Source organism: Enterococcus sp. AZ048 (genome assembly GCF_051715125.1).
GTDB lineage: Bacteria > Bacillota > Bacilli > Lactobacillales > Enterococcaceae > Enterococcus_A > Enterococcus_A gilvus.
Genome location: NZ_JBIOTD010000001.1, coordinates 413889 through 439109 on the forward strand (window position 1 = coordinate 413889; position 25221 = coordinate 439109).

24 protein-coding genes are annotated in these 25221 nt (G+C 43.7%); 19 read left to right on the forward strand and 5 right to left on the reverse strand.

From position 1 onward, the window contains the following. Positions 1-70 precede the first annotated feature (70 nt). The 11 genes from IGI66_RS02170 to IGI66_RS02220 all read left to right on the forward strand — a co-directional run bounded on the left by IGI66_RS02170 (position 71) and on the right by IGI66_RS02220 (position 12798). Positions 71-1285, forward strand: coding sequence for an extracellular solute-binding protein (locus tag IGI66_RS02170; protein WP_438847306.1), 1215 nt, complete (start codon positions 71-73; stop codon positions 1283-1285). Between the two features lie 58 nt (positions 1286-1343). Continuing rightward, positions 1344-2696: a carbohydrate ABC transporter permease gene (locus IGI66_RS02175; protein WP_438847308.1), complete on the forward strand. Its 1353-nt coding sequence runs from the start codon at positions 1344-1346 to the stop codon at positions 2694-2696. Next, entirely contained in the window at positions 2696-3529 is an 834-nt protein-coding gene (locus IGI66_RS02180; RefSeq protein ID WP_316406340.1) for a sugar ABC transporter permease, read from the forward strand. The genes IGI66_RS02175 and IGI66_RS02180 overlap by 1 nt, the downstream gene beginning before the upstream one ends. A 5-nt stretch (positions 3530-3534) precedes the next feature. Next, positions 3535-4977, forward strand: coding sequence for a sucrose phosphorylase (gene gtfA, locus IGI66_RS02185; RefSeq protein ID WP_438847310.1), 1443 nt, complete (start codon positions 3535-3537; stop codon positions 4975-4977). 15 nt (positions 4978-4992) lie between these two features. Beyond that, positions 4993-6663: a glycoside hydrolase family 13 protein gene (locus tag IGI66_RS02190; RefSeq protein WP_438847312.1), complete on the forward strand. Its 1671-nt coding sequence runs from the start codon at positions 4993-4995 to the stop codon at positions 6661-6663. Positions 6664-6717: 54 nt separating this feature from the next. After that, positions 6718-7827: an ABC transporter ATP-binding protein gene (locus IGI66_RS02195; protein WP_316406343.1), complete on the forward strand. Its 1110-nt coding sequence runs from the start codon at positions 6718-6720 to the stop codon at positions 7825-7827. 38 nt (positions 7828-7865) lie between these two features. Beyond that, the gene (locus IGI66_RS02200) at positions 7866-8726 is read left to right on the forward strand and encodes a helix-turn-helix transcriptional regulator (protein ID WP_316406344.1); all 861 of its coding nucleotides are present in this window, start codon (positions 7866-7868) and stop codon (positions 8724-8726) included. 168 nt (positions 8727-8894) lie between these two features. Further along, complete coding sequence (locus IGI66_RS02205; protein WP_438847315.1) at positions 8895-9998, forward strand: Gfo/Idh/MocA family protein; 1104 nt, start codon at positions 8895-8897, stop codon at positions 9996-9998. Then, the gene (locus IGI66_RS02210; RefSeq protein ID WP_431380430.1) at positions 9995-10717 is read left to right on the forward strand and encodes a ThuA domain-containing protein; all 723 of its coding nucleotides are present in this window, start codon (positions 9995-9997) and stop codon (positions 10715-10717) included. The genes IGI66_RS02205 and IGI66_RS02210 overlap by 4 nt, the downstream gene beginning before the upstream one ends. Beyond that, positions 10714-11682, forward strand: a complete 969-nt coding sequence (locus IGI66_RS02215; protein ID WP_367377534.1) for a sugar phosphate isomerase/epimerase family protein — start codon at positions 10714-10716, stop codon at positions 11680-11682. The genes IGI66_RS02210 and IGI66_RS02215 overlap by 4 nt, the downstream gene beginning before the upstream one ends. Positions 11683-11736: 54 nt before the next feature. Continuing rightward, positions 11737-12798 carry a Gfo/Idh/MocA family protein gene (locus tag IGI66_RS02220; RefSeq protein ID WP_438847318.1) on the forward strand — a complete coding sequence of 354 codons (1062 nt, stop codon included), beginning with the start codon at positions 11737-11739 and terminating at the stop codon, positions 12796-12798. Between the two features lie 262 nt (positions 12799-13060). Here IGI66_RS02220 and IGI66_RS02225 read toward each other — a convergent pair whose 3' ends face one another. From IGI66_RS02225 to IGI66_RS02240, 4 genes are all read right to left on the reverse strand, one after another. Continuing rightward, complete coding sequence (locus IGI66_RS02225; protein WP_438847319.1) at positions 13061-13636, reverse strand: hypothetical protein; 576 nt, start codon at positions 13634-13636, stop codon at positions 13061-13063. Positions 13637-13656: 20 nt separating this feature from the next. Next, complete coding sequence (locus tag IGI66_RS02230; RefSeq protein ID WP_438847321.1) at positions 13657-14079, reverse strand: hypothetical protein; 423 nt, start codon at positions 14077-14079, stop codon at positions 13657-13659. A 417-nt stretch (positions 14080-14496) separates the two neighbouring features. Continuing rightward, positions 14497-14847, reverse strand: coding sequence for a hypothetical protein (locus tag IGI66_RS02235; protein ID WP_301516679.1), 351 nt, complete (start codon positions 14845-14847; stop codon positions 14497-14499). Between the two features lie 159 nt (positions 14848-15006). Then, positions 15007-15459 (reverse strand): DUF2188 domain-containing protein, encoded by a 453-nt coding sequence (locus IGI66_RS02240; RefSeq protein WP_438847323.1) that lies wholly within the window; start codon positions 15457-15459, stop codon positions 15007-15009. Between the two features lie 165 nt (positions 15460-15624). Here IGI66_RS02240 and IGI66_RS02245 point away from each other — a divergent pair, with 165 nt between their 5' ends. Further along, on the forward strand, positions 15625-16956 hold the full coding sequence (locus IGI66_RS02245; RefSeq protein WP_438847325.1) for an FAD-containing oxidoreductase: 1332 nt from the start codon (positions 15625-15627) through the stop codon (positions 16954-16956). A gap of 99 nt (positions 16957-17055) precedes the next feature. On the opposite strand, the gene IGI66_RS02250 is transcribed toward IGI66_RS02245, so the two are convergent. After that, the gene (locus IGI66_RS02250; protein WP_010781910.1) at positions 17056-17223 is read right to left on the reverse strand and encodes a hypothetical protein; all 168 of its coding nucleotides are present in this window, start codon (positions 17221-17223) and stop codon (positions 17056-17058) included. Between the two features lie 183 nt (positions 17224-17406). Here IGI66_RS02250 and IGI66_RS02255 point away from each other — a divergent pair, with 183 nt between their 5' ends. The 7 genes from IGI66_RS02255 to IGI66_RS02285 all read left to right on the forward strand — a co-directional run bounded on the left by IGI66_RS02255 (position 17407) and on the right by IGI66_RS02285 (position 25219). Further along, positions 17407-18699, forward strand: coding sequence for a GntP family permease (locus IGI66_RS02255; RefSeq protein ID WP_438847327.1), 1293 nt, complete (start codon positions 17407-17409; stop codon positions 18697-18699). A 72-nt stretch (positions 18700-18771) separates the two neighbouring features. Beyond that, entirely contained in the window at positions 18772-19908 is a 1137-nt protein-coding gene (locus IGI66_RS02260; protein WP_367377540.1) for a glycerate kinase family protein, read from the forward strand. A 78-nt stretch (positions 19909-19986) separates the two neighbouring features. Further along, positions 19987-20997 carry a CdaR family transcriptional regulator gene (locus IGI66_RS02265; RefSeq protein ID WP_438847330.1) on the forward strand — a complete coding sequence of 337 codons (1011 nt, stop codon included), beginning with the start codon at positions 19987-19989 and terminating at the stop codon, positions 20995-20997. Between the two features lie 416 nt (positions 20998-21413). After that, on the forward strand, positions 21414-23672 hold the full coding sequence (locus IGI66_RS02270; RefSeq protein WP_438847332.1) for a lectin-like domain-containing protein: 2259 nt from the start codon (positions 21414-21416) through the stop codon (positions 23670-23672). Positions 23673-23686: 14 nt separating this feature from the next. Further along, positions 23687-24052, forward strand: coding sequence for an LPXTG cell wall anchor domain-containing protein (locus IGI66_RS02275; protein ID WP_438847333.1), 366 nt, complete (start codon positions 23687-23689; stop codon positions 24050-24052). After that, positions 24027-24590 (forward strand): hypothetical protein, encoded by a 564-nt coding sequence (locus tag IGI66_RS02280; RefSeq protein WP_438847335.1) that lies wholly within the window; start codon positions 24027-24029, stop codon positions 24588-24590. The genes IGI66_RS02275 and IGI66_RS02280 overlap by 26 nt, the downstream gene beginning before the upstream one ends. Positions 24591-24616: 26 nt before the next feature. Further along, positions 24617-25219 carry a hypothetical protein gene (locus IGI66_RS02285; protein ID WP_438847337.1) on the forward strand — a complete coding sequence of 201 codons (603 nt, stop codon included), beginning with the start codon at positions 24617-24619 and terminating at the stop codon, positions 25217-25219. Positions 25220-25221: the final 2 nt, after the last annotated feature.

Below are 25221 nucleotides of genomic sequence, written 5' to 3' on the forward strand. Positions count from 1 at the left end.
TACTTTTTGTGGGATCTGACTTCCAGATTCTGCAAGAGGGACCCAATAGTCAAAATAAGGAGAAGTGATTATGAAGAAAAAAGCATTGTGGTTGGTTTCATTACTTTGTGTTTCGGGAATGTTAGGGGCTTGCGGAAGTTCAAATGAGAAGCAGGCTTCCAGTAAAGACAATACGGAACCCTTAAAAATGTGGGTTGGTCTGAATCAAGCAGAGACGTATCGTAAATTAGCGAAAGAATTTGAGAAGAAAAACAACGTAAAAGTCGAAGTGATCGAAATTGAAGAGGCAGATGATGGCTTGCTTAAAGACGGGGAAGCTGCAGCCGATGTGATTCGCTTGCCACATGATCAGCTGGGGCAGTTAGTCGAAGCCGGAGCTGTTTACGAGAATGAGAAGTATGCAGACGAAATCAAAGAGACGGACATTCCAATGGCGATCGAAGCTGCAAGCTATGAAGATACGATGTACGGGTATCCAGCGAGTGCAGATGCAATGTTCTTATATTATGACAAACGAGTGTACAACGAAGACGATTTAGAAACATTAGACACCTTGACGAAAAAAGGAAAAGTTGGCTTGAATCTTGCGGAAGCCGGTGCAGATTATCGCTTGACGCCATGGTTTATTGCAAATGGGGCTTCTCTCTATGGAGAAAAAGGTGATGATGTTGAAGGGTCCACATTAAACAATAAGCAAGGTTTAGATGTACTTAAATGGATCGGAAAAGCGAAAGCGAACGAGAATCTTGTTGCAGTGAATTCTGATGAGATCAGCGCGCTGCAAGAAGGAAAAATCTCCGCTTTGTTCAGCGGTGTGTGGAATGCTCAAAACATTAAAGATATTTTAGGCGAAAACATGGGCACGGCTGTGTACCCTAAGGCAGATTTTGGCGATGGTCAAGTAAATCTGAAAGCATTCAGCGGTGTGCCGATCTTTGTCGTCAATGCGGCAACTAAAAACCCAGGCAAGGCGATGGACCTCGCACGTTATGTCACGAATGAAGAAGCACAATTAGACGTGTTTAAAGGAATAAGCACGGTCCCTAGTAACAAGGCAGCACGAGAAAGCGATGAAATTCAGAAGGATCAAATCGCAAAAACTGTTTCTGTAGCAACGACAGAAGAGCACTCAGTGTTGATGTCTAAATTACCTGAAATGAAGAATTTTTGGCCGAATATGAACGCGTTATTAGTGGATACTTATGAAGGCAAAGTTCCAGAAGCAGAGATGCAGAAAAAATTGGATACCCTTGTGAAGGATGTTTCTAAACCAGTAAAAGAGTAATTATCAAAAAGAGGAAGGCCAAACATGCCTTCCTCTGATATAAATTGAGGTGAATGGAATGGCATCAGAATTTCCAAAAGCACAAAAAGTCAGCAGGATCTTTAAAGAAGGAAGCTCCTTAACCAAGGCTTCTTTTCTAATCATGGGGCTTCAAAACTTAGCCAGCAAGCAGCTTGTTAAGGGGGCATTATTTTTATTTTCAGAACTTGCATTTATATTTTTTATGGCAACAACAGGTATACAAGCACTTCGCGAGCTGATCACGTTGGGGACGACTACCCAAGGTTGGCAATTTGACGAGAGTTTGGGCTTCAAGGTTCGTGTAGCAGGGGATAATTCGATGCTGCTATTGATTTTTGGCATTTGCACGATATTACTTTGTGTAGCAATGATTCTGATTTGGCGAGTAAATGTGAAAAGCGCTGGGACGATCGATCGGCTGCAGCGGGAAGGAAAGCATATTCCTAATTTTGTTGAAGAAGTGCACGATTTGCTCGACGGACGGTTTCATTTGACCTTGTTGGCGATCCCGACAGCGAGTATCATCTTTTTCACCGTGCTGCCCTTGGTATACATGATCTCGATCGCCTTTACAAGTTACGATCACAATCATCTGCCGCCTAAAAATTTATTCGATTGGGTAGGCTTTTCAAATTTTGGCAATGTCTTAAGCGGAAATATCTCTGGAACTTTTTTTCCATTGCTAGGCTGGACATTGATTTGGGCGACCTTAGCAACATTTACCTGTTTCTTCTTTGGGGTTGTTTTAGCAGTCTTATTGAATGCCAAAGGCGTAGTTGGAAAGAAAGCATTGCGCACCTTATTTGTGATCACAATGGCGATTCCGCCGTTTGTTTCATTATTAGTTATGAGAAACCTGCTGCATGCATCAGGACCAGTAAATACATTGCTGCTTAATGCCGGGCTGATCACTAGTCCCGTTCCCTTTCTAACCAATGGGCTATGGGCGAAAATCTCGATTATTTTTGTCAATATGTGGATCGGTATTCCAGCCTCTATGCTGATAACGACCGGTGTGATCATCAATCTGCCAGAAGAACAATTGGAAGCAGCGCGTATTGATGGTGCGAATTCGTTTCAAATTTTTCGAAATATTACCTTCCCGCAAATTTTGACAGTGATGGCACCTACGCTGATTCAGCAATTTGTCGGCAACATCAATAATTTCAATGTCATTTACCTATTGACGGGTGGTTTGCCGTCCAATAGTAACTATTATGGGGCGGGTGAAACGGACCTGCTGGTTACTTGGTTGTACAAGCTGACCGTTGACAATGCAGACTATAACCTGGCATCTGTTATCGGGATCATCACCTTCGTTCTGAGTGCGGGTCTGTCCTTGATCGTGTACACAAGAACCAGTTCGTATAAAGAAGGGCGGAATGCGTAGTGAAAAAGAAAATCAATCTTCCAATCAATGGTCTTTTGCTGCTGCTCGTCATTGTCTGGATCTTCCCGATTTTTTGGTTGATCCTGACCGCATTTCGTGGGGAGCCGGGACAATTTGTATCGTACATTTTCCCGAAAGAATACACATTGGATAATTTTAAATACCTTTTTAAAAACAATCCTGATTTTCCCTTTTTGAAATGGGTGCAAAATACATTGGTCGTTTCGATCGCTTCTTGTCTATTAAGCACGTTTATCACTGTTTCTATGGCCTATGTAATGAGTCGTTTACGATTTAAATTTAAGAATAATTATTTAAAGATCGCTTTGGTCTTGAATATGTTTCCGGCATTCATGAGTATGATCGCGGTCTATTATATTTTGAAAGCCATCAATATGACTCAAACCTTGACCGGGCTAGTGTTGATCTATTCTTCCACCGCGGCGCTGACTTTTTATATCGCGAAAGGCTTTTTTGATACCATACCGCTTTCGCTGGATGAATCTGCAATGATCGATGGCGCAACAAAGGCTCAGATATTTACGAAGATCACATTACCGATGTCAAAGCCGATCATTGTTTATACTTCTTTGATGGCATTTATGACGCCGTGGATGGATTTTATCTTTGCACGTGTCATCATGGGTGACCGAGTAGACAAGTATACGGTAGCGATTGGCCTGTTCTCGATGATCAATAAAGAGACCGCCCAACAGCTTTACACGAAATTCGCTGCAGGCGCCATCGTCGTAGCAGTTCCGATCACCATCTTATTTATCTATTTACAAAAATATTATGTCGAAGGAATAACCGGCGGCTCAGTTAAAGGATAGTGGCTATGATAATCAAAAATCAAGCAATGCTCATTACGTATGCGGATTCTCTAGGAAAGAATCTAAAAGAATTAAACGAAGTACTGACCACACACTTGCAGGGAGTCATCGGAGGGCTTCATATCCTGCCTTTTTATCCATCTAGCGGTGACCGAGGTTTCGCACCAATCAATTACAAAAAGGTCGATCCAGCGTTTGGCACGTGGGAAGATATCCGTGCCCTTTCAGCAAACTATTATTTTATGACGGATTTCATGATCAATCATTTGTCTCAAGCATCGGAGGAGTTTCAGGATTTTTTATTGAAGCACGAAGAGTCACAATGGAAAGATTTATTTATTCGCTATAAGGAGTTTTGGCCCAATGGGGAACCAACAGAAGCAGAAGTAGACCTGATTTACAAACGCAAGCCCCGCGCGCCGTACTTTGAAGCCCAGTTTTCAGATGGCTCAAAAGAAAAAGTCTGGTGCACATTTGATGAACAGCAGATTGACCTCGACGTAACGACAGCTACAACGAAACAATTTATCAAGGAGAACTTGAATTTCTTAGTGGATCAAGGGGCAGACATGATTCGATTAGATGCCTTTGCCTATGCCAATAAAAAAATCGGAACGAACTGCTTCTTCGTAGAACCTGAGATTTGGGAAACATTGGAAGAATCAGCAGAAATCGTTCGAAACAAAGGGGCAGAAGTATTGCCGGAGATCCATGAACATTACTCGATTCAAGAAAAAATTGCCGACCATGGCTATTATGTATACGATTTTGCTTTGCCGATGCTGGTTCTTTATAGCTTGTATTCTGGAAAAGTTGACCGATTGGCTCATTGGCTGGACCGTTGTCCGAGAAACCAATTCACCACCTTAGATACGCATGATGGCATCGGCGTGGTGGATGTGAAGGACTTGATGACAGACAATGAGATCGAGTTCACTCGTGAGAAATTGTATGAGCAAGGAGCGAATACAAAGAAAATCTATTCCTCTGAGGCCTATAACAATTTGGACATTTATCAAATCAATTCAACCTATTATTCTGCACTTGGGGATGATGACGAGGCCTATTTACTGGCAAGAGCGTTGCAGTGCTTCGCCCCAGGTATTCCCCAAATTTATTACGTTGGGTTATTTGCAGGAAAGAATGATATCGATCTGCTGGAGCGGACGAAAGAAGGCCGTAATATCAACCGGCATTATTATGAACTGGATGAACTCAAGGAAGAGGTTCAACGTCCAATTGTCCAAAAGCTGTTTAAATTATTGCAGTTTCGAAATACGTGCGACGCCTTCAATGGAGAAATCAGCGTTGAAAAGAGAACCGAGCACGAGTTAACAATCGTTTGGAAAACTGAAAGCAGCAAAGCCACGCTTTTAGCAGATCTGGCAAAAAAAGAGTTTTCGATCATAGAAGAAAAGGCTGGATCAGAACAAGAGATCCAATTTTAGTTAGGAGAAAAGTCAGTGAAAAATGAATGGTGGAAAGAATCCGTCGTCTATCAAATTTATCCCAAAAGCTTTCAGGATAGCAATGGCGATGGTATAGGGGATTTAAAGGGGATTCAGGAACGTTTGCCCTATTTGAGTGAATTGGGGGTTGACGTTATCTGGCTTTCGCCGATCTATCGTTCGCCGATGATCGATGGCGGATATGACATCTCTGACTATCAAGCGATCGACCCAATGTTTGGGACGATGGCGGATATGGATGAGTTGATCCAGGAAGCAGACAACTATGGGATCAAAATCTTGATGGATTTTGTGGCCAATCATACTTCTGATCAGCACCAATGGTTCCAAGAGGCATTGAAAGATTCTACTAGTCGGTATCGCGACTATTATATTTTTAAAGAAGGTCTTGATGGAAAAGCCCCGAACAATTGGCGCAGCTACTTCGGTGATTCTGCATGGACAGCCGTTCCGAATGAAGAAAACATGTTTTACTTGCATGCATTCGCTCCAGAGCAGCCAGATTTGAATTGGGAAAACCCAGCAGTACGAGATGAAATGATCGGCATGTTGAATTGGTGGCTGGATAAAGGCTTAGGCGGCTTTCGGATCGATGCGATTTTGAATTTGAAAAAAAGCTTTGAGTATGGGCAATTTGAACCAGATGGCGAAGATGGCTTGGCTTGGATCGGACGTTGGATCCTGGATCAGCCGGGAATTGAGCTTTGGTTGAAGGAGCTGGATGATAAAGCTTTTAGAAAGCACAATTGTTTGACGGTCGCAGAAGCGGATGTATCGATGGAAAGGCTAGAGGAATATATTGGAAGAAACGGTGTTTTCCGAATGGTCTTTGATTTTACGTATACAGATATCGATGTGCCGCAAACAGGCGAATGGTTCAAACAATCAGGCTGGACGGTCAAAGAATTGAAAGAAGCCATCTTTACCGACGAGCTAGAGACGCAAGAAATCGGGTGGGGCGCAAAATACCTCGAGAACCACGACCAGCCGCGAAGCATCAATAAGTATATCCCAAAGGAGGATATTTCAGATCGCAGTAAGAAACTGTTGGCGACACTCTTCATGATGCTCCACGGGACCCCCTTCATTTATCAGGGGCAAGAGCTAGGGATGGAAAATACATTGATGGATTCGATGGCTGATTATGACGACATTGCGACACATGACCAGTACCAACGGGCACTATTGTCAGGGATGAGTGAAGAGGAAGCCTTCATGCATATGTTCCAACGAAGCAGAGATAACTCTAGGACACCGATGCAATGGTCTGACGAGAAGAATGGTGGTTTTTCTGAGGCGGAGAAAACGTGGATGAAGGTCAATCCAAAGTATCCGGTACTGAATGCTGAGGCAGAAAAAAGCGAGCCTTCGTCCGTATTGAATTATTACCGTAAACTGATTGATTTGCGTAGAAACAGTAGTTATAAAGAGGTCATTGTATACGGAGAATTTCAGCCGATCGAGACAGAGGACACGATGATTGCTTATAAACGTGTGCTTGGTGCAAAAGAATTGGTGGTTCTGAATAACTTTTCTAATCAGGAAACAGTCTTTGAGCTGTCAAACGAAGGTGGAAAAATAATCGTAGCAAATTGCGATGCTGTCATTACAAATGGTACGATCAGTCTAGCCCCGTATGCAAGTGTCGTGGTAGCAACTGACTGATATGAGGAACAATAGGATAACTGAGAATAAGTAAAAAAGTGAGGATGGGAATTAATGAAGACACTTTCCATGCAGCATATTTACAAAAAATACGACAATGCCGATAATTATACGGTGACAGATTTTAATTTAGAGATCAAAGAAAAGGAATTTATTGTTTTTGTTGGTCCCTCCGGGTGCGGAAAATCGACGACGTTAAGAATGGTCGCTGGTTTAGAGGACATCACAGAAGGAACGCTAAAAATCGGCGATAAAACAGTGAATGATGTCGCGCCTAAGGATCGGGATATTGCGATGGTTTTCCAGAACTATGCGCTGTATCCACATATGACAGTGTTTGACAACATGGCTTTTGGTCTGAAGTTGAGAAAGTATCCTGCAGATGAGATTCATAAGAAAGTCACTGAGGCTGGTGAAATTTTGGGATTAACTGAATACCTAGAAAGAAAACCAGCCGCCTTATCGGGTGGACAAAGACAGCGTGTCGCGTTAGGCAGAGCAATCGTCAGAGATGCCCAAGTTTTCTTGATGGACGAACCGTTGTCAAACTTGGATGCGAAGCTTCGCGTGTCTATGCGCGCAGAAATCGCCAAGCTGCATCAACGTCTAGAAACTACGACGATTTATGTGACTCATGACCAGACCGAAGCAATGACGATGGCAGATCGAATCGTTATCATGAAGGATGGTCTGATCCAGCAGGTCGGAACGCCCAAAGAAGTCTACGATCTTCCAGCGAATGTTTTTGTGGCGAGCTTCATTGGCTCTCCTGCAATGAATTTCTTTTCGGTTACTTTAGAAAATGGTTATCTCACGAATGGCAGCCACATTCGGTTGAAGGTACCGGAGGGCGAAAACAAAGTGTTAATAGCGAAGGGGTATGAAGGCAAGGAGATCCTATTTGGGATTCGTCCAGAAGATATTCGCAGTGAACAAATCGTGCTCGATACGGTCGTAGAGACGACGATTGATGCGACCATCCTCGTTTCTGAGCTCTTAGGAGCAGAAAGTCTGCTGTACAGTAAGATCGGAGAAACAGAATTCATCTCAAAAGTAAATGCACGAGATTTTCATCGTCCTGGCGAAACTGTACGTTTGGCGCTAGATATCACCAAAGGACACTTTTTTGATAAAGAAACGGAAGTACGGATCAAGTGCGAGTGATCCTGTAAAGATTTTTTGTAGGCGAAGGAGGAGCATTCATGAATTCCTATGTGGAGATTCCAAATTTTGAAAACGAATGGATGTTTCGGACATTTATGAATGATGGGATGTCGATCGCCTATCCTCATTTTCATAAAGAAATCGAAATCATTTATTCGTATAAGGGAAGCGTCAATATCGGTATTGATGATACGGTGATGACGCTGGAGGAAGGTGAGATCATCATCTTTTCTAGCGGACAGCCCCACAGTTTTTTGTCGTCGCCAGATAGTGAACGGTTTGTCTACCAATTTGATTTGCAGATTTTTGATGAAACCACTATTCAAGAACCGCTTTCGCTGCGAGAACTTTTCGAGACACGGGAATTACATAGCCGTCTGTGGCCAGAAGAATTACAGAAAAGGGCGCGTTCCATACTGTACGATGTGTATTCCTCCTCTTTGAAAACGGAGCAAGGGAAAAATTATTTGATTTTAGGGAACCTCTATCATTTGATCGCTGCGTGTTATCAGTGGATGCCAGAGAAAACTGGAAAGTGTCCGATTGAACAGACAAGGATTCGGTACAAAGATACGTTAGAATACGTAAACACTGCATTAGAGTATGTGAAGAGCCATTACAATGAGACGATTACTTTAGAGGAAGTGGCGAAGCATACGGGATTCAGTCCCTATTATTTTACGCGTTTCTTCAAGAAAAATACGGGAAAAACATTTATGCAATTTTTGAATGAATATCGGATCAGCCAAGCAAAATTTATCTTGATCAATGAACGGGTGCCAGTATCAGAGGTATCTGACAGGTCGGGCTTTTCGAATATCAAGACGTTTCATCATGTATTCAAAAAGACAGTCGGATGCTCTCCCATGCAATACCAAAAACAATTTGATTCCTATTAGGACTGAGCAGGTTTAATCCCTGACTCAGTTTTTTTGTATAAAAAAGAAAGCACTTTTTTTCGAAAAGGCAATATCTTAGACATTTTAAGACAGATTCGGGAAGAAAAGCACACCTGTGTTTCCTACAATAAAGTAGAAAAGTAAAGGCTTTTGAAGGGATGGAATTGAATGGGAAAATTAAAAGTAGGTATTATCGGGTGCGGCGGTATCGCAACAGCGAAACATTTGCCGTCATTGGTTCAAATTGAAGAGGTCGAAGTTCTCGCCTTTTGCGACATTGTAGAAGAACGAGCATTAGACGCTCGGAACAACTTCGGGGCAGAAGCTGCAAAGGTATTCGTTGATTACCTAGAACTGCTTCAGGAAGAATTAGATGTCGTCCATGTTTGCACACCAAATGTCTCTCATGCAGAAATCAGTATCGCTGCGCTAGAAGCAGATTGCCATGTGATGTGTGAAAAACCGATGGCAAAAACGTATCGAGAAGGACAAAAAATGGTCGAAGCGGCTAAGCGAACGGGTAAAAAATTGACGATCGGGTATCAAAACCGTTTTAGAACCGATGCCCAATATTTGCACAGTATTTGTCAGGAAGAAGCGTTAGGGGATATTTATTTTGCGAAGGCACATGCTATTCGCCGTCGGGCGGTCCCTACATGGGGTGTCTTTTTGGATGAAGAAGCGCAAGGTGGAGGCCCGCTGATCGATATTGGGACACACGCTTTGGATCTGACTCTTTGGATGATGAACAATTACAAGCCGAAATATGTAACAGGAAAAGCCTACCATCAACTATCAGCCACAAAGAATGCTGCGAACGCCTGGGGACCCTGGGACCCAGAATTATTTAAAGTAGAGGACGCAGCTTTTGCATTTATCACAATGGAAAATGGGGCGACGATCTTTTTAGAATCTAGCTGGGCGTTGAACAGCTTAGACACGAAGGAAGCGAAAACGACCTTATGTGGTTCAAAGGGCGGAGCGGATATGAATGAAGGGTTAACGATCAACGGGGAAGATCACGGCTTGTTATATGAAAAAAAGGTCGAGCTTGAGGCAGGCGGAGTCGATTTTTATGATGGTGAAGGGGAATCTCCCGCATTACTGGAGGCGAAAGCTTGGGTCCGGGCGATCATTGAAGAGACAGAACCGGTTGTTCGCCCAGAAGAGGCGTTGGTGGTCACTCAAATTTTAGAAGCTATTTATCAATCCTCCAAAACTGGAGAACCCGTCTTTTTAACTAAAGAAACAGAAAAGGAGCCAGTAAAATGATCCAAGTCACAGTATGGAACGAATTTCGCCATGAAAAAAGAAGTGAAGCGGTCCAAAAACTCTATCCGAAGGGAATCCATGGGGCGATCGCTGATTTTTTGAAACGCGATGACTTTGTCGTAAGAACAGCGACTCTCGATGATGCGGAGCATGGATTGACGACCGACGTACTGGCAGAGACAGATGTGCTGATTTGGTGGGGGCATGTCGCTCATGAAGAAGTTTCGGATGCGATCGTCACGCGTGTGCATCAACGGGTGCTAGAAGGCATGGGATTGATCGTCTTGCATTCGGGGCATTTTTCGAAAATCTTTAAAAAGCTGATGGGAACAAGCTGCGATTTGAAATGGCGGGAAGATGGCAAGCATTGCCGTATTTGGAATGTCAACCCAAGTCATCCGATCGTAGAGGGGATCGGAGAAACGATTGATTTGGCGCAAGAAGAGATGTATGGAGAACATTTTGATATTCCGACACCGGACGAGCTGGTTTTTGTTAGCTGGTATCCGGGTGGGGAAGTCTTCCGCAGCGGCTGCACGTTTTTCAGAGGCAATGGGAAAATATTCTATTTTCAGCCGGGGCACGAGACCTACAATAGTTATGCCAACGAAAGCGTTCAACGAGTCATCTGTAATGCCGTTCGTTGGGCTGCGCCTAAGGATCACCTGTATCCAGCATATGGGCATTTTGACGCATTAGAAAAGGAGGATGAAAAATGAAATTAGGTGTGTTTACGCCACTCTTCAATCATTTGAGTTTTGAAGAAATGATTGAGGCGGCGGCAGAAAAAGGATTGGAAGCAGTAGAGATCGGAACGGGCGGCTCTCCTGGCGATGCCCATTTAGCGATTGATGAGTTGTTAAGCAGTGGCGACCTGCGAAAGGAATACTTGGCAAAACTAGCAGACAAAGGATTGAGCATCTCGGCATTAAGCTGTCATAACAATCCGATCTCGCCTCTGCCAAGTGTCTCTAACGAAGCCGATATATTATTAAGGAAGACGATCAAGCTTGCTAGTCTAATGAATGTTCCAGTCGTGAATGGCTTCTCAGGGGTAAGCGGCGGAAATGAGACGGACACACAGGTCAACTGGCCTGTGCTGCCCTGGCCGACGGAATACGAGGACAATTACGCCTATCAATGGGAGCGGAAATTGATTCCTTATTGGAAAGAGATCAATCAACTCTCGGAGAGCGCTGGAGTAAAAATCGGGATCGAGCTGCATGGCGGCTTTCTATGCCATACGCCCTACACGATGCTTCGATTAAGAGAAGCGACGGGGAAAGCGATTGGCTGTAATTTGGACCCCAGCCATCTTTGGTGGCAAGGCATCGATCCTGTTGCAGCGATCAAAATCCTTGGAGAAAAGGATGCGATCCATCATTTTCATGCAAAAGACATCTACTTGGATCAAGACAACATCAATATGTATGGCCTAACGGATATGCAGCCCTATAGTGAAGTGAAGACGCGGGCTTGGACTTTTCGCTCGGTTGGCTGCGGCCATGATCTCAAAACGTGGTCAGATATGATTTCGACCCTGCGGCTTTACGGGTATGATCATGTGCTAAGTATTGAACATGAAGATCCGTTGATGTCGATTGATGAAGGCTTGACTCGAGCCGTCACTAACCTGAAGGCACTGATGATCAAAGAACAGCCTACCGATATGTGGTGGGCATAAGCATTGTTTTCATTTTTTGAAAAAGAATCACGTACTAGGAAATAGGAGGAAGACATGAAACCCATTTATTTTGCAATTATCGGCTATGGCGGCATGGGGAGCTACCACGGGCAGGAGCTCATGGCAAAGGAGCCTGAAAAAGTCCAAGTCGTTGGGACGTATGATCTATCTGAAGATCGGCAAGTCCTCGCCGCCGAAAAAGGCTATTATTCGTACACAAGCTATGAAGAAGTACTAGCAGATGCAACGATCGAAGCGGTGCTGATCGCGACGCCTAATGACACCCATAAAGAGCTGGCGATTCAAGCCTTAGAAGCAGGGAAGCATGTGGTTTGCGAGAAACCGGCAGCAATGAATACAGAGGAACTGGATGAGATACTCTCTGTTGCTGAAAAAACAAGCAGACATTTCATGGTCCATCAAAATCGCCGCTGGGATCCCGATTTTCTGATTGTTCAAGACGTGTATCAAAAAAGACAGATTGGAGAAATTTTCCAAATCGAGTCTCGGGTGCAGGGCGCCAACGGAATTCCTGGGGATTGGCGCCATTTAGAACAGCATGGTGGCGGGATGGTTTTAGACTGGGGCGTCCATCTTTTCGATCAGTTGCTCTATCTAACCCAAAGTCCAATCAAAAAAATCACCACGGATTTGAGCTATATTCTCGGAGACGAGGTCGATGACGGCTTCCATTGCTTTATTACCTTTGAAAGTGGTCTGAAAGCGATCGTCGAGGTAGGAACGACAAACTATTCTAAGCTGCCACGCTGGTATGTTAAAGGGACAGAAGGCACAATGAAAATCGAAGACTGGGATTTGACTGGCGAACTAATCGCTGCAACAAAGGATCAGACTTTTTCTCCGCCAACACCGATTCAGGCTGGAGTCGGCTTGACGAAAACGATGGCGCCTCCATCTGAAGAGGCAACGAAAAGAATTCCCTTTCCTGAGGTTCCGACGTTTCCATCGTTTTATGAAAATTTCTTTGAAGTCATTCGACATCACGCTGAACCCTTCGTAAAAAATGAAGAAGTACGCAAAGTGATGGTCTTGATTGATCAGGTACTGAGCAGCGAGAGAGAAGCAGCAGAAGTACATCTATTGGAAAGCGTCTAAGTATAGGCGACGCTGTAAATACCTAGTATAACAATTAGAAATAAAAAAATAGTTTCATGCTGTGGGGCAATGCACCGATTCGGTCACGAATGGTTGTGTTGCCTTTTTACGAGTCCGATTATTTAGTGGAAAATGCCCTTTTGTACGGATTCTTCGAAATAGCAGGAGAGTCATTCTTTGAGGGTTCTTTTCCAGTCAAAAAGAGCGACAAGACTTGCTTTACCTACGCAAATTATTCGGTTTTCAAAGAACGAACGAGGGATCACTGACCTTGATCCGGCACGTTTTCCTGTTTCCGATGGATCAGTCGTTTCCATAATTTTTCCCGCGGCTTCCTCCTGGACTCCTGCGCTTGGTTGGACGAGGAAGCGGAATTAGAATGAAGGCTGACAGCTTCTTCACTACGGCTTGTGTTTTGGTTTTCGATTGGTATTAATGACGGTTGGTCGACGGCTGTAGTGGCTGCCAGCGAGACCTTCGGAAAATTGTTCGGGTTTGCCTTTATCGGAACTAAGGCCGTTTCAATGGCGCGTTCCACAAGGGGCAAGGAGAAGCAGCCTGTTTGTTCCTCCAATGCTGTTTTTTGGTAGAGGTCTTCGTTTAGGTTCTCGCCTTCGAAGATATTCACGCGTTTTTTTGTCACAAGTTTGCCTGTAAGGAAGGTATCGAATTGCTTCACACCGTCGATTTCAAAAATATCCAGTGACGTTAATAGTTCGCAGGCGGCTTTCATTTCTTGCGGGGATAAATTTTTATCCACATCTGTATAGCGCCAGTTGAAGGGCTTGCCGTTGCCATCAGCAAAGGTCGTGACTAAGTCTGTTCGTTCGTTGGTCATGGTGGTTTGTCCTTTCTTTTCTAGTTTTGCGTTTCGGTTGTTTCTATTTTTTTGGTTGCTTCGGTTTCTTCAGCGAGACGGACAGGAGACAAAAGGGAACGGACAAGGGACGAGGCTTTTTCCATAAAGTTGCGGACTGGGAACAGCTTCAAACGCAGCGCTCGAAATTCAGGCGCCATGAAATAATCCGCAAAGTAATGGAAGAAACGCTTCATGGTACGAGTGGCTTTCGTGTGTAGAAACAAATGACGGACGAGCTCCTTGAGGAAGCCTTTGAATTCCTGTGCGCCTAATTGTTGGCGGATCTTTGTGGCTAAAATGTATTGGATGGCGGTACTGCTGTTTTGGGTCAATTGGTAAAAGCGAGTGATACGGGTTTCTAACGTTGGTGCTTGTAAATGGAATAATTGGCTCTGGTTCAAAGTGATTTCTTGTTCTCTCATGGATGGTAGCCTCCTTCATAATTAAGAAGAGCGGAAGAATGAATGCTCTTCGTGAATCATTTGATGAACCCGTTGTTTCTACGGGTGATTTCCTTTTATTGTGTTCTATTTTTGTTCCGGCCGGTGACTAAAAGATAGCGGATTCAAAAAAATAAGGCAAACGGCAAATTTGCATTTTACCCCTCAAATTTGCAGGTTTGAAACGGTCCAATGCGGGTTCCAGCGTTTTAACTGGTAAATTTGGGGGGTGTTTGGTAAATTTGCCAGTTGACAAGAAGGCACAAAATTTGAAAAAATAAAAAGTTTTCTCGAACACAAAAAAAACTGAACGAAAATGGTCCGTCCAGTCAGTGCTATTTCGTCGATTTTGCATAAAAAAAGACAGCGATAACAGTCTATAACAGCGTTTTAGGAAACTCATGCGTTGAAACGAAGCACTTTCCTTAAAGGTTCAAAACCGCCAAAGGAGAGATCATAGACGCTTGAATCCGCTGAGATTTCCACGATAGACAAATGGTTCCTCTTTTTGTTTATTTTTAACCAGATGGGGCGATGGGTGCGCAGCAGCGTTCCTCTGAAATAGTAACGTGTATGGGCAGTATTTTGATACATAATGACATTCTTTTTGTCGATTGTCCCTGTTTTTTCTTCGATAGTATTTAGCATTTTGTAGGTACTAGGAAGATAGTCGTAGTCCAGATGAGGGACCGTGATCAGTGCAAGGGCGCAGAATAGAAAAAGTGCGAGAAGCTTTCGTTTGTTTTTCATAGAGGTATCCTTTTTAAATGATAATACTCCAAATAGATTGCGGATTCGCGAACACTTTCATAAGAAGACTTACATCCTTGTAAGAAGGCGGCTGATGTTCTGCGAATTCCCCAAAAAAAGCGCAGAAACTGGTAAGTACCACATTTCTACGCGTAGGCTTCATTCAGAAAAATCGTATGTTTTTTGCAGTGTCCCGTCTTTTTTGTAGACAGCTACAGAAGAGCGCTTGTTCTCCGCGATTTCTTTTCCACGTTTTACGGCAGTGTCTTTCTTATCAAACGTATCGCTAGCCTGTTTGGCGTTGTCAGAGCGGACGACCCAGTGATCCTCTTCATAGCGCACATTCACCGCCGCATTCATGAGCTTTTTCGCGTTCTTATCGTGTTCGTGGGGATCATTTTTCTTCGGTGTTTTGGCTTTTTGAAACGCCTTTTTTTCATCCGGGGAAGCATCGTCGTACCATTTTTCTGCCTGACTGGTAGCGATCGGGATCGCGCGGTCGTCTGGGTAGCCGTCAGCTAACAGCGCATTCGCGATAGCGATCGCTTTTTTTCGAACTAAGGGGTCTAGATTTTTCATTGATGCAGGGTAGTCTGCCATATTCCAGGGCATAAAAATTCCTCCTTCACTATCGTTCTACCATTACCATACTACGGGACTGTTTGATTATGAATGGATATGCTCGAGGGACACAGAGGACGAAACAGATTATTTAACATTGAAATCATTCCGTAGTATTCTTCAAGTGCAATCTGGAAATTTCTAGTTGGAGGAATGATGATGGAACACTATAAGAATGTTATCGTAGGATTTGGCAAGGGCGGCAAGACGCTGGCAAAAGAATTAGCGAGCCGCGGCGAACGTGTCTTAGTAATTGAAAAATCTACACGGATGTATGGCGGAACATGTATCAATATCGGCTGTATCCCCTCAAAATCCATGATTTTAAATGGAGAAAAAGGGACGGACTTTCCAAAAGGGGTCGCCATCAAGGAAGCTTTGACTGGCAAATTAAGAAACAAGAATTACCATATGATCGCAGACGAAGCAACTGGGACCGTCATGGACGGGACGGCGCGCTTTGTCTCCAACCACGTGCTGGAAGTGGAAAACAATGGCGAGACCCAACAAGTAGAAGGCGAACGAATCTTCATCAATACAGGGGCGATGCCGATCATTTTACCGATCAAAGGCTTGGCTGACAGCAGTTTTATGATCGATTCTACTCAAGCGATGGACTTAGCGAAACTGCCGAAAACATTAGTGATCATCGGTGCAGGGTATATCGGCTTGGAATTTGCGTCGATGTTTGCGAATTATGGGTCAAAGGTTATTGTGCTGGACGCGAAAGAAACATTTTTGGCAAGAGAAGATGACGATATTGCAGAGATGATCTACAAGGACTTGTCTGCCCAAGGGATCGAATTTCATTTAGGCGTGTCTGTCGATGAGGTGAAGGATCAGGCGGAACTTGCGGAGGTGACCTTTACCGAAAACGGCGAGGTTCGCACGATACAGGCAAACAATATTTTAGCAGCAACAGGTCGTAAACCAAACATCACGGGATTAGGATTAGAGCATACAGATGTCAAGGTTACAGATCGCAGCGAGATCGTCGTGGATGACTACTTGCGCACCGACGCGCCAAATGTTTGGGCGATCGGAGATGTCAAAGGGGGACCACAGTTCACCTATGTTTCATTAGATGACTACCGCATCATTTTAGATCAGTTGGACGGAAAAAAAGATCGGTCATTGAAGGATCGGACCCTCGTTCCTTATAGTGTCTTCATCACACCGCCGCTATCAAATGTGGGCCTGACGGAAAAAACGGCCAAAGCGAAAGGCATCGAGTACAAGCTGTTCAAATTTATGGCGGCCGGCGTACCAAAGGCCAATGTCTTAGAAGATCCTAAGGGGTTGTTTAAAGTGCTGGTTGATCCTAAGACCGAACAAATTCTTGGTGCAACGATCTATGCAGAAGAATCCCATGAGGTCATCAACTTGATTACTTTAGCGATGAAGGGGCACCTTCCTTACACCATGCTTAGGGATCAAATCTACACCCATCCAACCATGAGTGAAGCCTTGAATGAGGTATTGAAATAAACAAAAAATGCGCGGCTCAAGATGAGCTGCGCATTTTTTGTACTTTTTTAGATAGAAAATTGTTCAGCAGAGGGAGCGCGAAGCTTTTATTATTAGGCGTCAATCTTTGCGGATCTTAGATACATGCTTGCTGCGTCCGCCGATTTTTGAGGCAAAGTGATCGGATTCTCGTTTACTAGGGAAAACTAACAATTTTTCAGGGTCTTTGTCACGGGTGCGTTGGCCTTCTTTACCGATGTAACCATGTAAAACTTTGACAACATACATACGATCACCTGCTTTTGAAGTTTAGCTTATAGTATACGGATGGAAAAAAGGAAAGCAATGTTTCTGCTTCATACCAAAAAACATTTGTGCAGATGCACAAATGATACTGTGAATCTGCCAATTCTATTTGAGTGTCAAAATATTAAAATGGAAACGTAATCAAAAATAAGGGAGAGAATTCACATGGCGAGTATTACGATTCCGTGGTATGCGGCGATTATTGGTTTGGTTTGTGCAATACTTTTGATTTTAAAGAAAATGAATCCGGTTTATTCATTGTTTTTAGGGGCGATTATAGGTTGTCTAATCGGAGGCGCCTCATTAAATGATACAGTGAATATCTTGATTAGCGGCACGCAAAGTATCATGGGGACTGCAATCCGAGTCTTAGCAGCAGGGATGCTGGCGGGTGTAATGATGGAGTCTGGTGCGGCAGAGTCGATTGCACACGCGATCGTTAATAAGCTTGGTACGAACAAAGCGCTCTTATCTTTAGCATTGTCTACGATGATCATCACGGCAGTGGGCGTATTCATTCCAGTAGCTGTATTGATTGTTGCGCCGATTGCATTGTCAGTAGGAAAACAGACGGGAATCAGTAAGCTAGCATTATTGGCAGCGCTATCTGGTGGAGGAAAAGCGGGGAATATCATTTCTCCGAATCCGAATACGATTGCAGCGGCGAATGGGTTCAAATTAGATCTTAGCAGTGTCATGATCGCTGGGCTCGTCCCTGCACTTTGTGGGCTGGCAGCGGCTGTCATTATTGCCAGTTTGATCAAAAAGAAAGGGATCATGGTACAAGAGAGTGACATCGCAGATGAAGAGGGAAAACCATTGATGCCTTTAAGTAAAGCCTTGATCGCGCCAGTTTTGTCCATCGTCTTGCTGCTGATCAACCCAATAGGAACGATGCTCCATATTCAAGCTTTATCGAATTTGAAAATTGATGCCATGTACATCTTACCTTTTGCATCCGTTGTTGGTACGATTGCAATGGGACATGCACGACAAATCCGCGATTATTCAAAAGCTGGTATCTATCGTGTGACAGATACCGTTCTGATTTTAATCGGTGCAGGGGCGATCGCGGGATTGATCTCGGTCTCTGATCTATCGAAGCAAGTCGTTCATTTAATCTCCATCACAGGCATATCAGGAACATTCTTAGCACCTATATCAGGTATTTTGATGGGACTGGCAGTCGGTTCGACTTCTACCGCCGTTATTTTGGCGACGGGGTCATTCGGAAATGCGATCCTTGCGACAGGAACCTCTTCATTAGCAGCGGCAGTTATGGTCCATACAGGTGCTACAGTGATTGACAGTGTGCCGCAAGGAAACTATTTTCACATCACCGCCAATAGTATGCACATGTCCATCAAGGAACGGATGAAAGTCATTCCTTATGAGATTTGTGTAGGTGGGGTCATGACGATCGTTGCAACGGTTTTATACGGATTTATTTTGAAGTAAAGGAACTTATTTTACCAACTGGCTTGTAAGTATGCGAAGAGTTAAGATTATTTTTAGATAAGGAGAATGACCATGAAAAAAACGTTTGTGTTAGCACCCGATTCTTTCAAAGAAAGTATGAGCGCTAAAAAAGCCTGTGAGGCAATGGAGCGAGGGATTCGCAAAGTCCAGCCGAACGCGGAGGTCATTCATATTCCAATGGCTGACGGAGGAGAGGGAACGGTAGATGCCTTAGTCGATGGTAGCAAAGGGACACGTGTTTCAGTTGAGGTCTCTGGGCCGATCCCTACAGAAAAAGTTTCGACATATTACGGATTGCTGGCGGACGAAGAGACTGCAGTCATGGAAATGGCCAAAGCCAACGGTATCGAACTTTTGGCTGAGAATAAGCGAAATCCCCTGATCACCTCTACCTACGGAACGGGTGAAATGATCAAAGATGCGTTAGAAAAAGGGGTAAAGAAAATAATCATCGGCATCGGCGGCAGTGTGACGAATGACGGCGGAGCCGGGATGGCACAAGCTTTAGGCGCCCGTCTGTTAGATGAAGAAAACAACGAATTGCCTGTTGGCGGCGGCGCCTTGGGGAGACTGGCAACGATTGATCTGAAGCCATTAGATCCGCGATTAAAGCAGACAGAGATCATTATTGCCAGCGATGTCACCAATCCTTTGACTGGACCAGATGGCGCTTCGGTGGTCTTTGGGCCGCAAAAAGGTGCGACACCTGAAATGGTCAAAGTATTAGACGACAACCTCGCTCATTACGCGGCCGTTATCAAAAAAGAGTTCGCCATAGATATTGAAGCCAAACCCGGTGCAGGTGCCGCGGGAGGGTTGGGTGCCGGACTTTTAGTCTTTGCGGGAGCGAAGATGCGTTCAGGAGTCGATCTAGTGATCGAGTTGACGCACTTGGAAGAGGCGATCTTGCAGGCGGATTACGTGTTCACTGGTGAAGGCGGCATGGATTTTCAAACCAAGTTCGGAAAAGCACCTTATGGTGTAGCAAAGGTTGCCAAAAAGCATCATAAGCCTGTCTTTGCATGCGCAGGATCTATTGGTGAACAAGTGGACGTGCTCTATGACGAAGGCATGACAGCTATTTTTGGGATATTGGCTAAAGCAGAGTCCATAGAGGCTGCGTTGCAGTCAGGAGAGCGCAATTTGGAACGAACCGTCGAAAATATCGTGCGTGTTTTATCTGTCTAAGCGAAGCGGATATTTTGTCATCTATGAAAAGATCGCTAAACTAAGAATAAAGCAAAGCATGTGTAGGGCGGGAGAACAGTGAGCAATTTATTGACGAAGGAACAAGCCAATTTGATCGTGCAGAAGTTGATGTCGGATATTCCTTATAATATTAATATCATGAACGAGCAAGGGTTCATCATTGCAAGTGGGAAGAAAGGACGAATCGGCGAACGTCACCGCGGCGCTGAGCGAGCCATTTCTCAAGGTCAAATGGTTGAAGTCTACAAGGATACATCCTTAGAAAAAAGAGGTACTAATGAACCAATCATCTTGAATGGGGAATTATTGGGAGTAGTAGGAATCTCTGGAGAACCGGAAGAAGTGCGCCCCTTCACTAAACTTGTAAAGTCCATCGTGCTTCTTTTAGTTGAAGAGCTCAATGAATTCAGTAAAAAGGAAAAGAAAAATCAGCAGAAGCGTGATTTTTTAAATGAACTGCTTGCGACGAAAGAACGGTATGAGGAAGCAACGGTCCACAGAGCGTTGGAGGCGTATGGCATCAATTTACTGATGCCGAATCGGTGTGTTTGGGCATCTGAACAAGAGGATTTGCGTCTACTGTTTCCTTTACATGAAATATTTGAATGGAATGGTCGTTATTTGGTTTTTGTAGATACAGAGACAACGATTGATCAGTTGAAAGGCTCTCTGATCGTAAGCCCACCACGTCTGAATTTGGGAGAATGCTTGAAAGAGGTGGAGAATACCTATTTGTATCTGCTCTTTTTAAAGATTCCGATGACTCAGCTCTTTTTCACAGAGTCCTATTATTATGCGCAGTTGTTTGATTTTCCGCTGTCTGTAGACTCTATACTGTTAAAAAAAGTGGAAACAATCTATGAAGAGTACTATGAAACACTGATTTGTCTGGCTGAGACTAGTACAAATATCAAGGCCGGAGCAGAGCATCTGCATATCCATCGAAATACCTTAAATTACCGAATCCAGCGTATCTCAGAGTTGACTGGAAAAGACCCGCGGACATGGTCGGATCTCTGGATATTGATGTATCACTTTGCCTATTGCTTTAAAAGACGATTGAATTAGAAAGACGTATCTAATTCAATCGTCTTTTTTTTGCGTTTAAAAATAATCATAAAAATTCAATTATTTTACTTATCAAAAATAAGAATAAACGCTAACAAGAATGGTGTTTACTAGTGTGTACCTATCCTTTTTTTGAAGCCGAAGTCCCTTCCTGTCGCTACATTTATTTTATTAATAAAACCTCCTAATTACTTGTTTAAAGCCTTTTATATGTTCTTTTTCAGACAGATTTTTTCTAATTGTTGACGATTGATTTATGAGATTTTAATTGTTACTAAAATAACAATCGTTCTGTTATTATCATCTTTAGGATTCTTATTTTTATTCTTATTTTTACCCAAAGAACATAAAAATGAATGAAGATGAGATCTGATGCAACGAGCAATTGGTTGCAAAACTGAAAAGAGGTGTGATAAATGCGAGAGGCTTTTTTTAGTAAAAAAGTTCGGACCATCCTTGTTTTTTGTCTCTTCTGTTTTTTTACTGGTTTTTCAGTCTTTCTGATAGGATCACCGACTATCCAAGCGGTCACAGGAAATCCTGCCGTTCCTAAAGGGGCAATCTCCGTAGACGGAATTTTTGCTCCACCCAATATACAAACGAAATCAGGGGGGACAAGCGGGAATACCGGTGTCACTGTAGGACCAAGCACTGAAAATAATGGGGTTCCCTTCTCGGAAGTAACGTTATCTGGTCAACAAAACGCCGTATCCATCTGGTCGGATGCTCCGTATCGAATGGACTTCTCGAAAAGCTTTCATGGACGAGCGTATGTCAACTTTGGAACAGTACAAGCGGATGGTTTTGCGTTTGTGATGCAAAATGATAGTCGAAAAACAGCTGCTTTGACCAAGGCGTTATCCGGAAATGATGGTCAAAATCTTGGGGTTTATGGAGATTCAGGATCAAGTGCATTTTTTGGAGTTCTAGTATCGACTCCTGAAAAAAAAGCAATTCAAAACTCAGTATCCATTGAGTTCGATTTATATGCTAATATCAGCGGCGATAATATGTACGATGCTGATTTTCCTAAAGTTCCACATATGGCTTATAGCTTTCCAGGTGATTTGAATAAAGGATATGTTTCAAATGGATCTAACGGTAACAATTGGACAGAATATGGTGGGGGAGTAAAAGCTAAAGTCCATCACTACAGTCCGCAGCTTCTGAACGGAATTGTAGGAGATACTATTCAGGACAATACGTGGTATGAATTCCGTTACGATTTTGACAAGACAAGCGCTTCTTTTACCTATTATTTGATGAATCCGATGACAGGGGCTAAAACCCCTGTCACGTCGATCCCTTGGTCAGATTTAAGTTCTGCGTTGAAATTATCTGAGAACAATAATAAGGCGTACTGGGGATTTACAGGCTCGAATGGTGCGGCAAATGGCGAGGTCAAATTTGTCTTTACGCAAGTTCCCGTCGATCTAGATGCTGGATTAAAAAATGATGTCTCGAGTGGTCAAGCCTCCATTGTTGACCCTAGTGGAAACGACAACTATCAAGCATCGCTTCCTGCTGCGCAATACGGTGACCCAGTGACGATGAGAAGTCACTTTTCTGTGATGCAAGGAGAAGATTCTTTAGCTATCAATGACTGGGATACCGTGATCAATCCAACTGTTTTTGATTTAACAAAATCTGTAACTAATGTTCAGGCAATCATTGACAATAAGGTGATGCAAGGAACGGTTATTGAACAGGATGCAGTCAGCGGCCAAGTCAAAGTAACGTTTCCTGGGTTGAAGCTGCCGCCAGGAAAAGCGATTGATCTTCAATACACGGCACAGACGAAAGCGACGGGAGAAACACAAAAAACAATGTTATCTAGCTCTATCCATACGACAGAGTTAGGAAATAATACACCGAGAACATTTCCAAGCAATCCTGTGTCTTTTTGGACGCATGCGGAAGCACCGACGCAACTCGACTGGGATCAGAGTACGACGAATCCTGTCAAAGAAATCAATGTAGATAAGTCGGAGCTTACTCAAGGATACCAAGGAACGTTTCTTTGGAACGACTCAGACAACGGTGAAAAAGTACAATTTTATTTAAAAAAAGGCAATGAAACGATTCAGAAACTGCCTCAAGTAACAACAAACGGAACACCGACACAGCAAACGGCAAATTTCACGATCCCGAACGACAAAATAACGTATGGGGAAAATGATTTGAAAGTAGAGGCTTATCATTTAGACAAGGATGCAAAAGAGATCAAGGAAAAAAACAGTCTCACATTAAAATTAAATGTAAGCGGGAAATTGATCCTTCAATCTGCGCCTTCTGCATTAAAATGGACTGGTCGTTTGGCTGGAGATTCAAAAGGAACTTTGACGCGGGATGCCGGAAACACAATGGCACTTAGCGTGTTGGACAGCCGAGAAAAGGATCATGAGTGGTCGGTTGGAGTCACTGCAGAAACGCAGCCTCAAACGCCTTTTCATTTGGTTTGGCGGCAAGCAAATGCATCGGATCAGCCAATCACTGATACGCCGATCCCGGTGATGAATGCCAGCAGTGTTTCAGCAAACAATTATGTCTATTCCGAAGAGTGGAAGGAATCTGAAGGAGTATTGCTGCAAAGCAAGGAGTATTTGCACGTCGGCGATTACAGCGGGAAGATTCTTGTTCATTGGAACCTTTATGACACAGAAACACCAGAATAGGGGAGAAAACACGCATGTTTAAAGCATTCAGCATATGGATTCTATTACTCGGCAGCATGATCTGCGGCGGAACATCGGTGCTTGCGTCTGAACAATCAAACGTGACTTCGGATGAACAGTCCGTCATCTTCCGTTTGATCGATAAAAATCCCAATGTTGCGCATGACGATCACTTGTCTCCGAGAAAAGGACTCAGTACTATCAAAAAAGGCGCTCCTACAATAGTCATATTTGGTAAAAGATGGCACATGCTGCCTAAAACAAATGATACAAACCTAGTGCTGCTTTCTTTTATCGGAACATTGCTAGTGGGACTGGTACTGCTGATTTTTTGGAGACGAAGGAGGAAGCAGGATGAAGAGGAAACAAAGAAGCGCTAAGTTTGTTCTAATAGGACTGTGTCTTTTTGGTCTGACTGCCGCTGAGACGCGTGTCCAAGCACAAAAGGAGACACCTGTTTCGATCAGAATCGTGGAAACGCCGATTCGGTTAGAGAAGGTCAGTGCACCGACTTTCGGTATCTATGAACGATCAGTCAGACCACAGGAGTTGCGAGCAACAAGCGACTTAACGATCCAAGTGAAAGACCTGCGGGAAAATAAAAAAACGCCATGGCGCCTGTATTACCAGCTAAGCAGTTTTTCAAATGGGAAAGAATATGCCGCATTTCTTGATTTAGGAAAAGGACACTTACGCACCTTAGATAACGGACAAGAGGTTTCATCGGACCCAAAAAAGGTATCACTGCGATCAAATGAAACCAAGACCCTCGTGACTGCCTATTCGACGAAGGCATCAGAATACCGCTATCGGATCAACAAACAAGCAATCAAACTGACGATTCCGGGAAACCTCCCTGAAGGAGACTTTGTTGCGAAACAAACTGTGACATTAGTGAATATCCCAGAAGCAAATTAGAAAAAAACTTTAAGGAGAGAATCACCATGAAAAAAAACTATTTATTGTCCTTCGTTGCATTTAGCACAATAGCAGTAGCATTTGGCGTGACTAGCGCCCATGCTGCCGCTGCACCTGATCAGCAAAAAAACACACCGACTGTCGTAACGATCCAAGACGATACAGATACGAAGGCTGATCCTACTGCCCCTAATGAAAAATTATTGACACTAGAAAAAGTACCAAGCAATTACAATTTTGAATCCAAATTGCAAAATAATCAGTACGCGATTGCCAGTGGAACGATCTCGGACGGGTCTATCGATGTCTTTAATGATACGATCGCTAGAGACTGGTCTGTCAAAGCCTCTGTTGATGGCAATACGATCACACGAAATGGGGATTCCAAGACCTTCGAAGTGACTTCTTTCAAAGTCAACGATCAAGAACTGACAAACGGTACAGGCGTCGACGGTATCGTGGCCAAAGCGCAAGCCGCAAAAACAGACACGAATAATACGGGTGTGATCAAAACATCTGTGACCGCGGTTTCGATTGGATTTACGGATACGGATAAAGCACTGAGAGTAAATGATAAGTTAGCAGGGAAGATCGATTATCAATTGTTCAACACCGCGGATGCCCAATAAGG

Excerpts from the sequence above, each read along its gene's own strand:
- IGI66_RS02220 (WP_438847318.1), top strand. The coding sequence starts at position 11,737 with ATGAAACCCATTTATTTTGCAATTATCGGCTATGGCGGCATGGGGAGC.
- IGI66_RS02285 (WP_438847337.1), top strand. The coding sequence starts at position 24,617 with ATGAAAAAAAACTATTTATTGTCCTTCGTTGCATTTAGCACAATAGCA.
- IGI66_RS02260 (WP_367377540.1), top strand. The coding sequence starts at position 18,772 with ATGAAAAAAACGTTTGTGTTAGCACCCGATTCTTTCAAAGAAAGTATG.
- IGI66_RS02230 (WP_438847321.1), bottom strand. The coding sequence starts at position 14,079 with ATGAGAGAACAAGAAATCACTTTGAACCAGAGCCAATTATTCCATTTA.
- IGI66_RS02240 (WP_438847323.1), bottom strand. The coding sequence starts at position 15,459 with ATGCCCTGGAATATGGCAGACTACCCTGCATCAATGAAAAATCTAGAC.
- IGI66_RS02280 (WP_438847335.1), top strand. The coding sequence starts at position 24,027 with ATGAAGAGGAAACAAAGAAGCGCTAAGTTTGTTCTAATAGGACTGTGT.
- IGI66_RS02275 (WP_438847333.1), top strand. The coding sequence starts at position 23,687 with ATGTTTAAAGCATTCAGCATATGGATTCTATTACTCGGCAGCATGATC.
- IGI66_RS02225 (WP_438847319.1), bottom strand. The coding sequence starts at position 13,636 with ATGACCAACGAACGAACAGACTTAGTCACGACCTTTGCTGATGGCAAC.
- IGI66_RS02210 (WP_431380430.1), top strand. The coding sequence starts at position 9,995 with ATGATCCAAGTCACAGTATGGAACGAATTTCGCCATGAAAAAAGAAGT.
- gtfA (WP_438847310.1), top strand. The coding sequence starts at position 3,535 with ATGATAATCAAAAATCAAGCAATGCTCATTACGTATGCGGATTCTCTA.
- IGI66_RS02250 (WP_010781910.1), bottom strand. The coding sequence starts at position 17,223 with ATGTATGTTGTCAAAGTTTTACATGGTTACATCGGTAAAGAAGGCCAA.
- IGI66_RS02255 (WP_438847327.1), top strand. The coding sequence starts at position 17,407 with ATGGCGAGTATTACGATTCCGTGGTATGCGGCGATTATTGGTTTGGTT.
- IGI66_RS02205 (WP_438847315.1), top strand. The coding sequence starts at position 8,895 with ATGGGAAAATTAAAAGTAGGTATTATCGGGTGCGGCGGTATCGCAACA.
- IGI66_RS02215 (WP_367377534.1), top strand. The coding sequence starts at position 10,714 with ATGAAATTAGGTGTGTTTACGCCACTCTTCAATCATTTGAGTTTTGAA.
- IGI66_RS02245 (WP_438847325.1), top strand. The coding sequence starts at position 15,625 with ATGATGGAACACTATAAGAATGTTATCGTAGGATTTGGCAAGGGCGGC.
- IGI66_RS02170 (WP_438847306.1), top strand. The coding sequence starts at position 71 with ATGAAGAAAAAAGCATTGTGGTTGGTTTCATTACTTTGTGTTTCGGGA.
- IGI66_RS02270 (WP_438847332.1), top strand. The coding sequence starts at position 21,414 with ATGCGAGAGGCTTTTTTTAGTAAAAAAGTTCGGACCATCCTTGTTTTT.
- IGI66_RS02175 (WP_438847308.1), top strand. The coding sequence starts at position 1,344 with ATGGCATCAGAATTTCCAAAAGCACAAAAAGTCAGCAGGATCTTTAAA.
- IGI66_RS02200 (WP_316406344.1), top strand. The coding sequence starts at position 7,866 with ATGAATTCCTATGTGGAGATTCCAAATTTTGAAAACGAATGGATGTTT.
- IGI66_RS02195 (WP_316406343.1), top strand. The coding sequence starts at position 6,718 with ATGAAGACACTTTCCATGCAGCATATTTACAAAAAATACGACAATGCC.
- IGI66_RS02235 (WP_301516679.1), bottom strand. The coding sequence starts at position 14,847 with ATGAAAAACAAACGAAAGCTTCTCGCACTTTTTCTATTCTGCGCCCTT.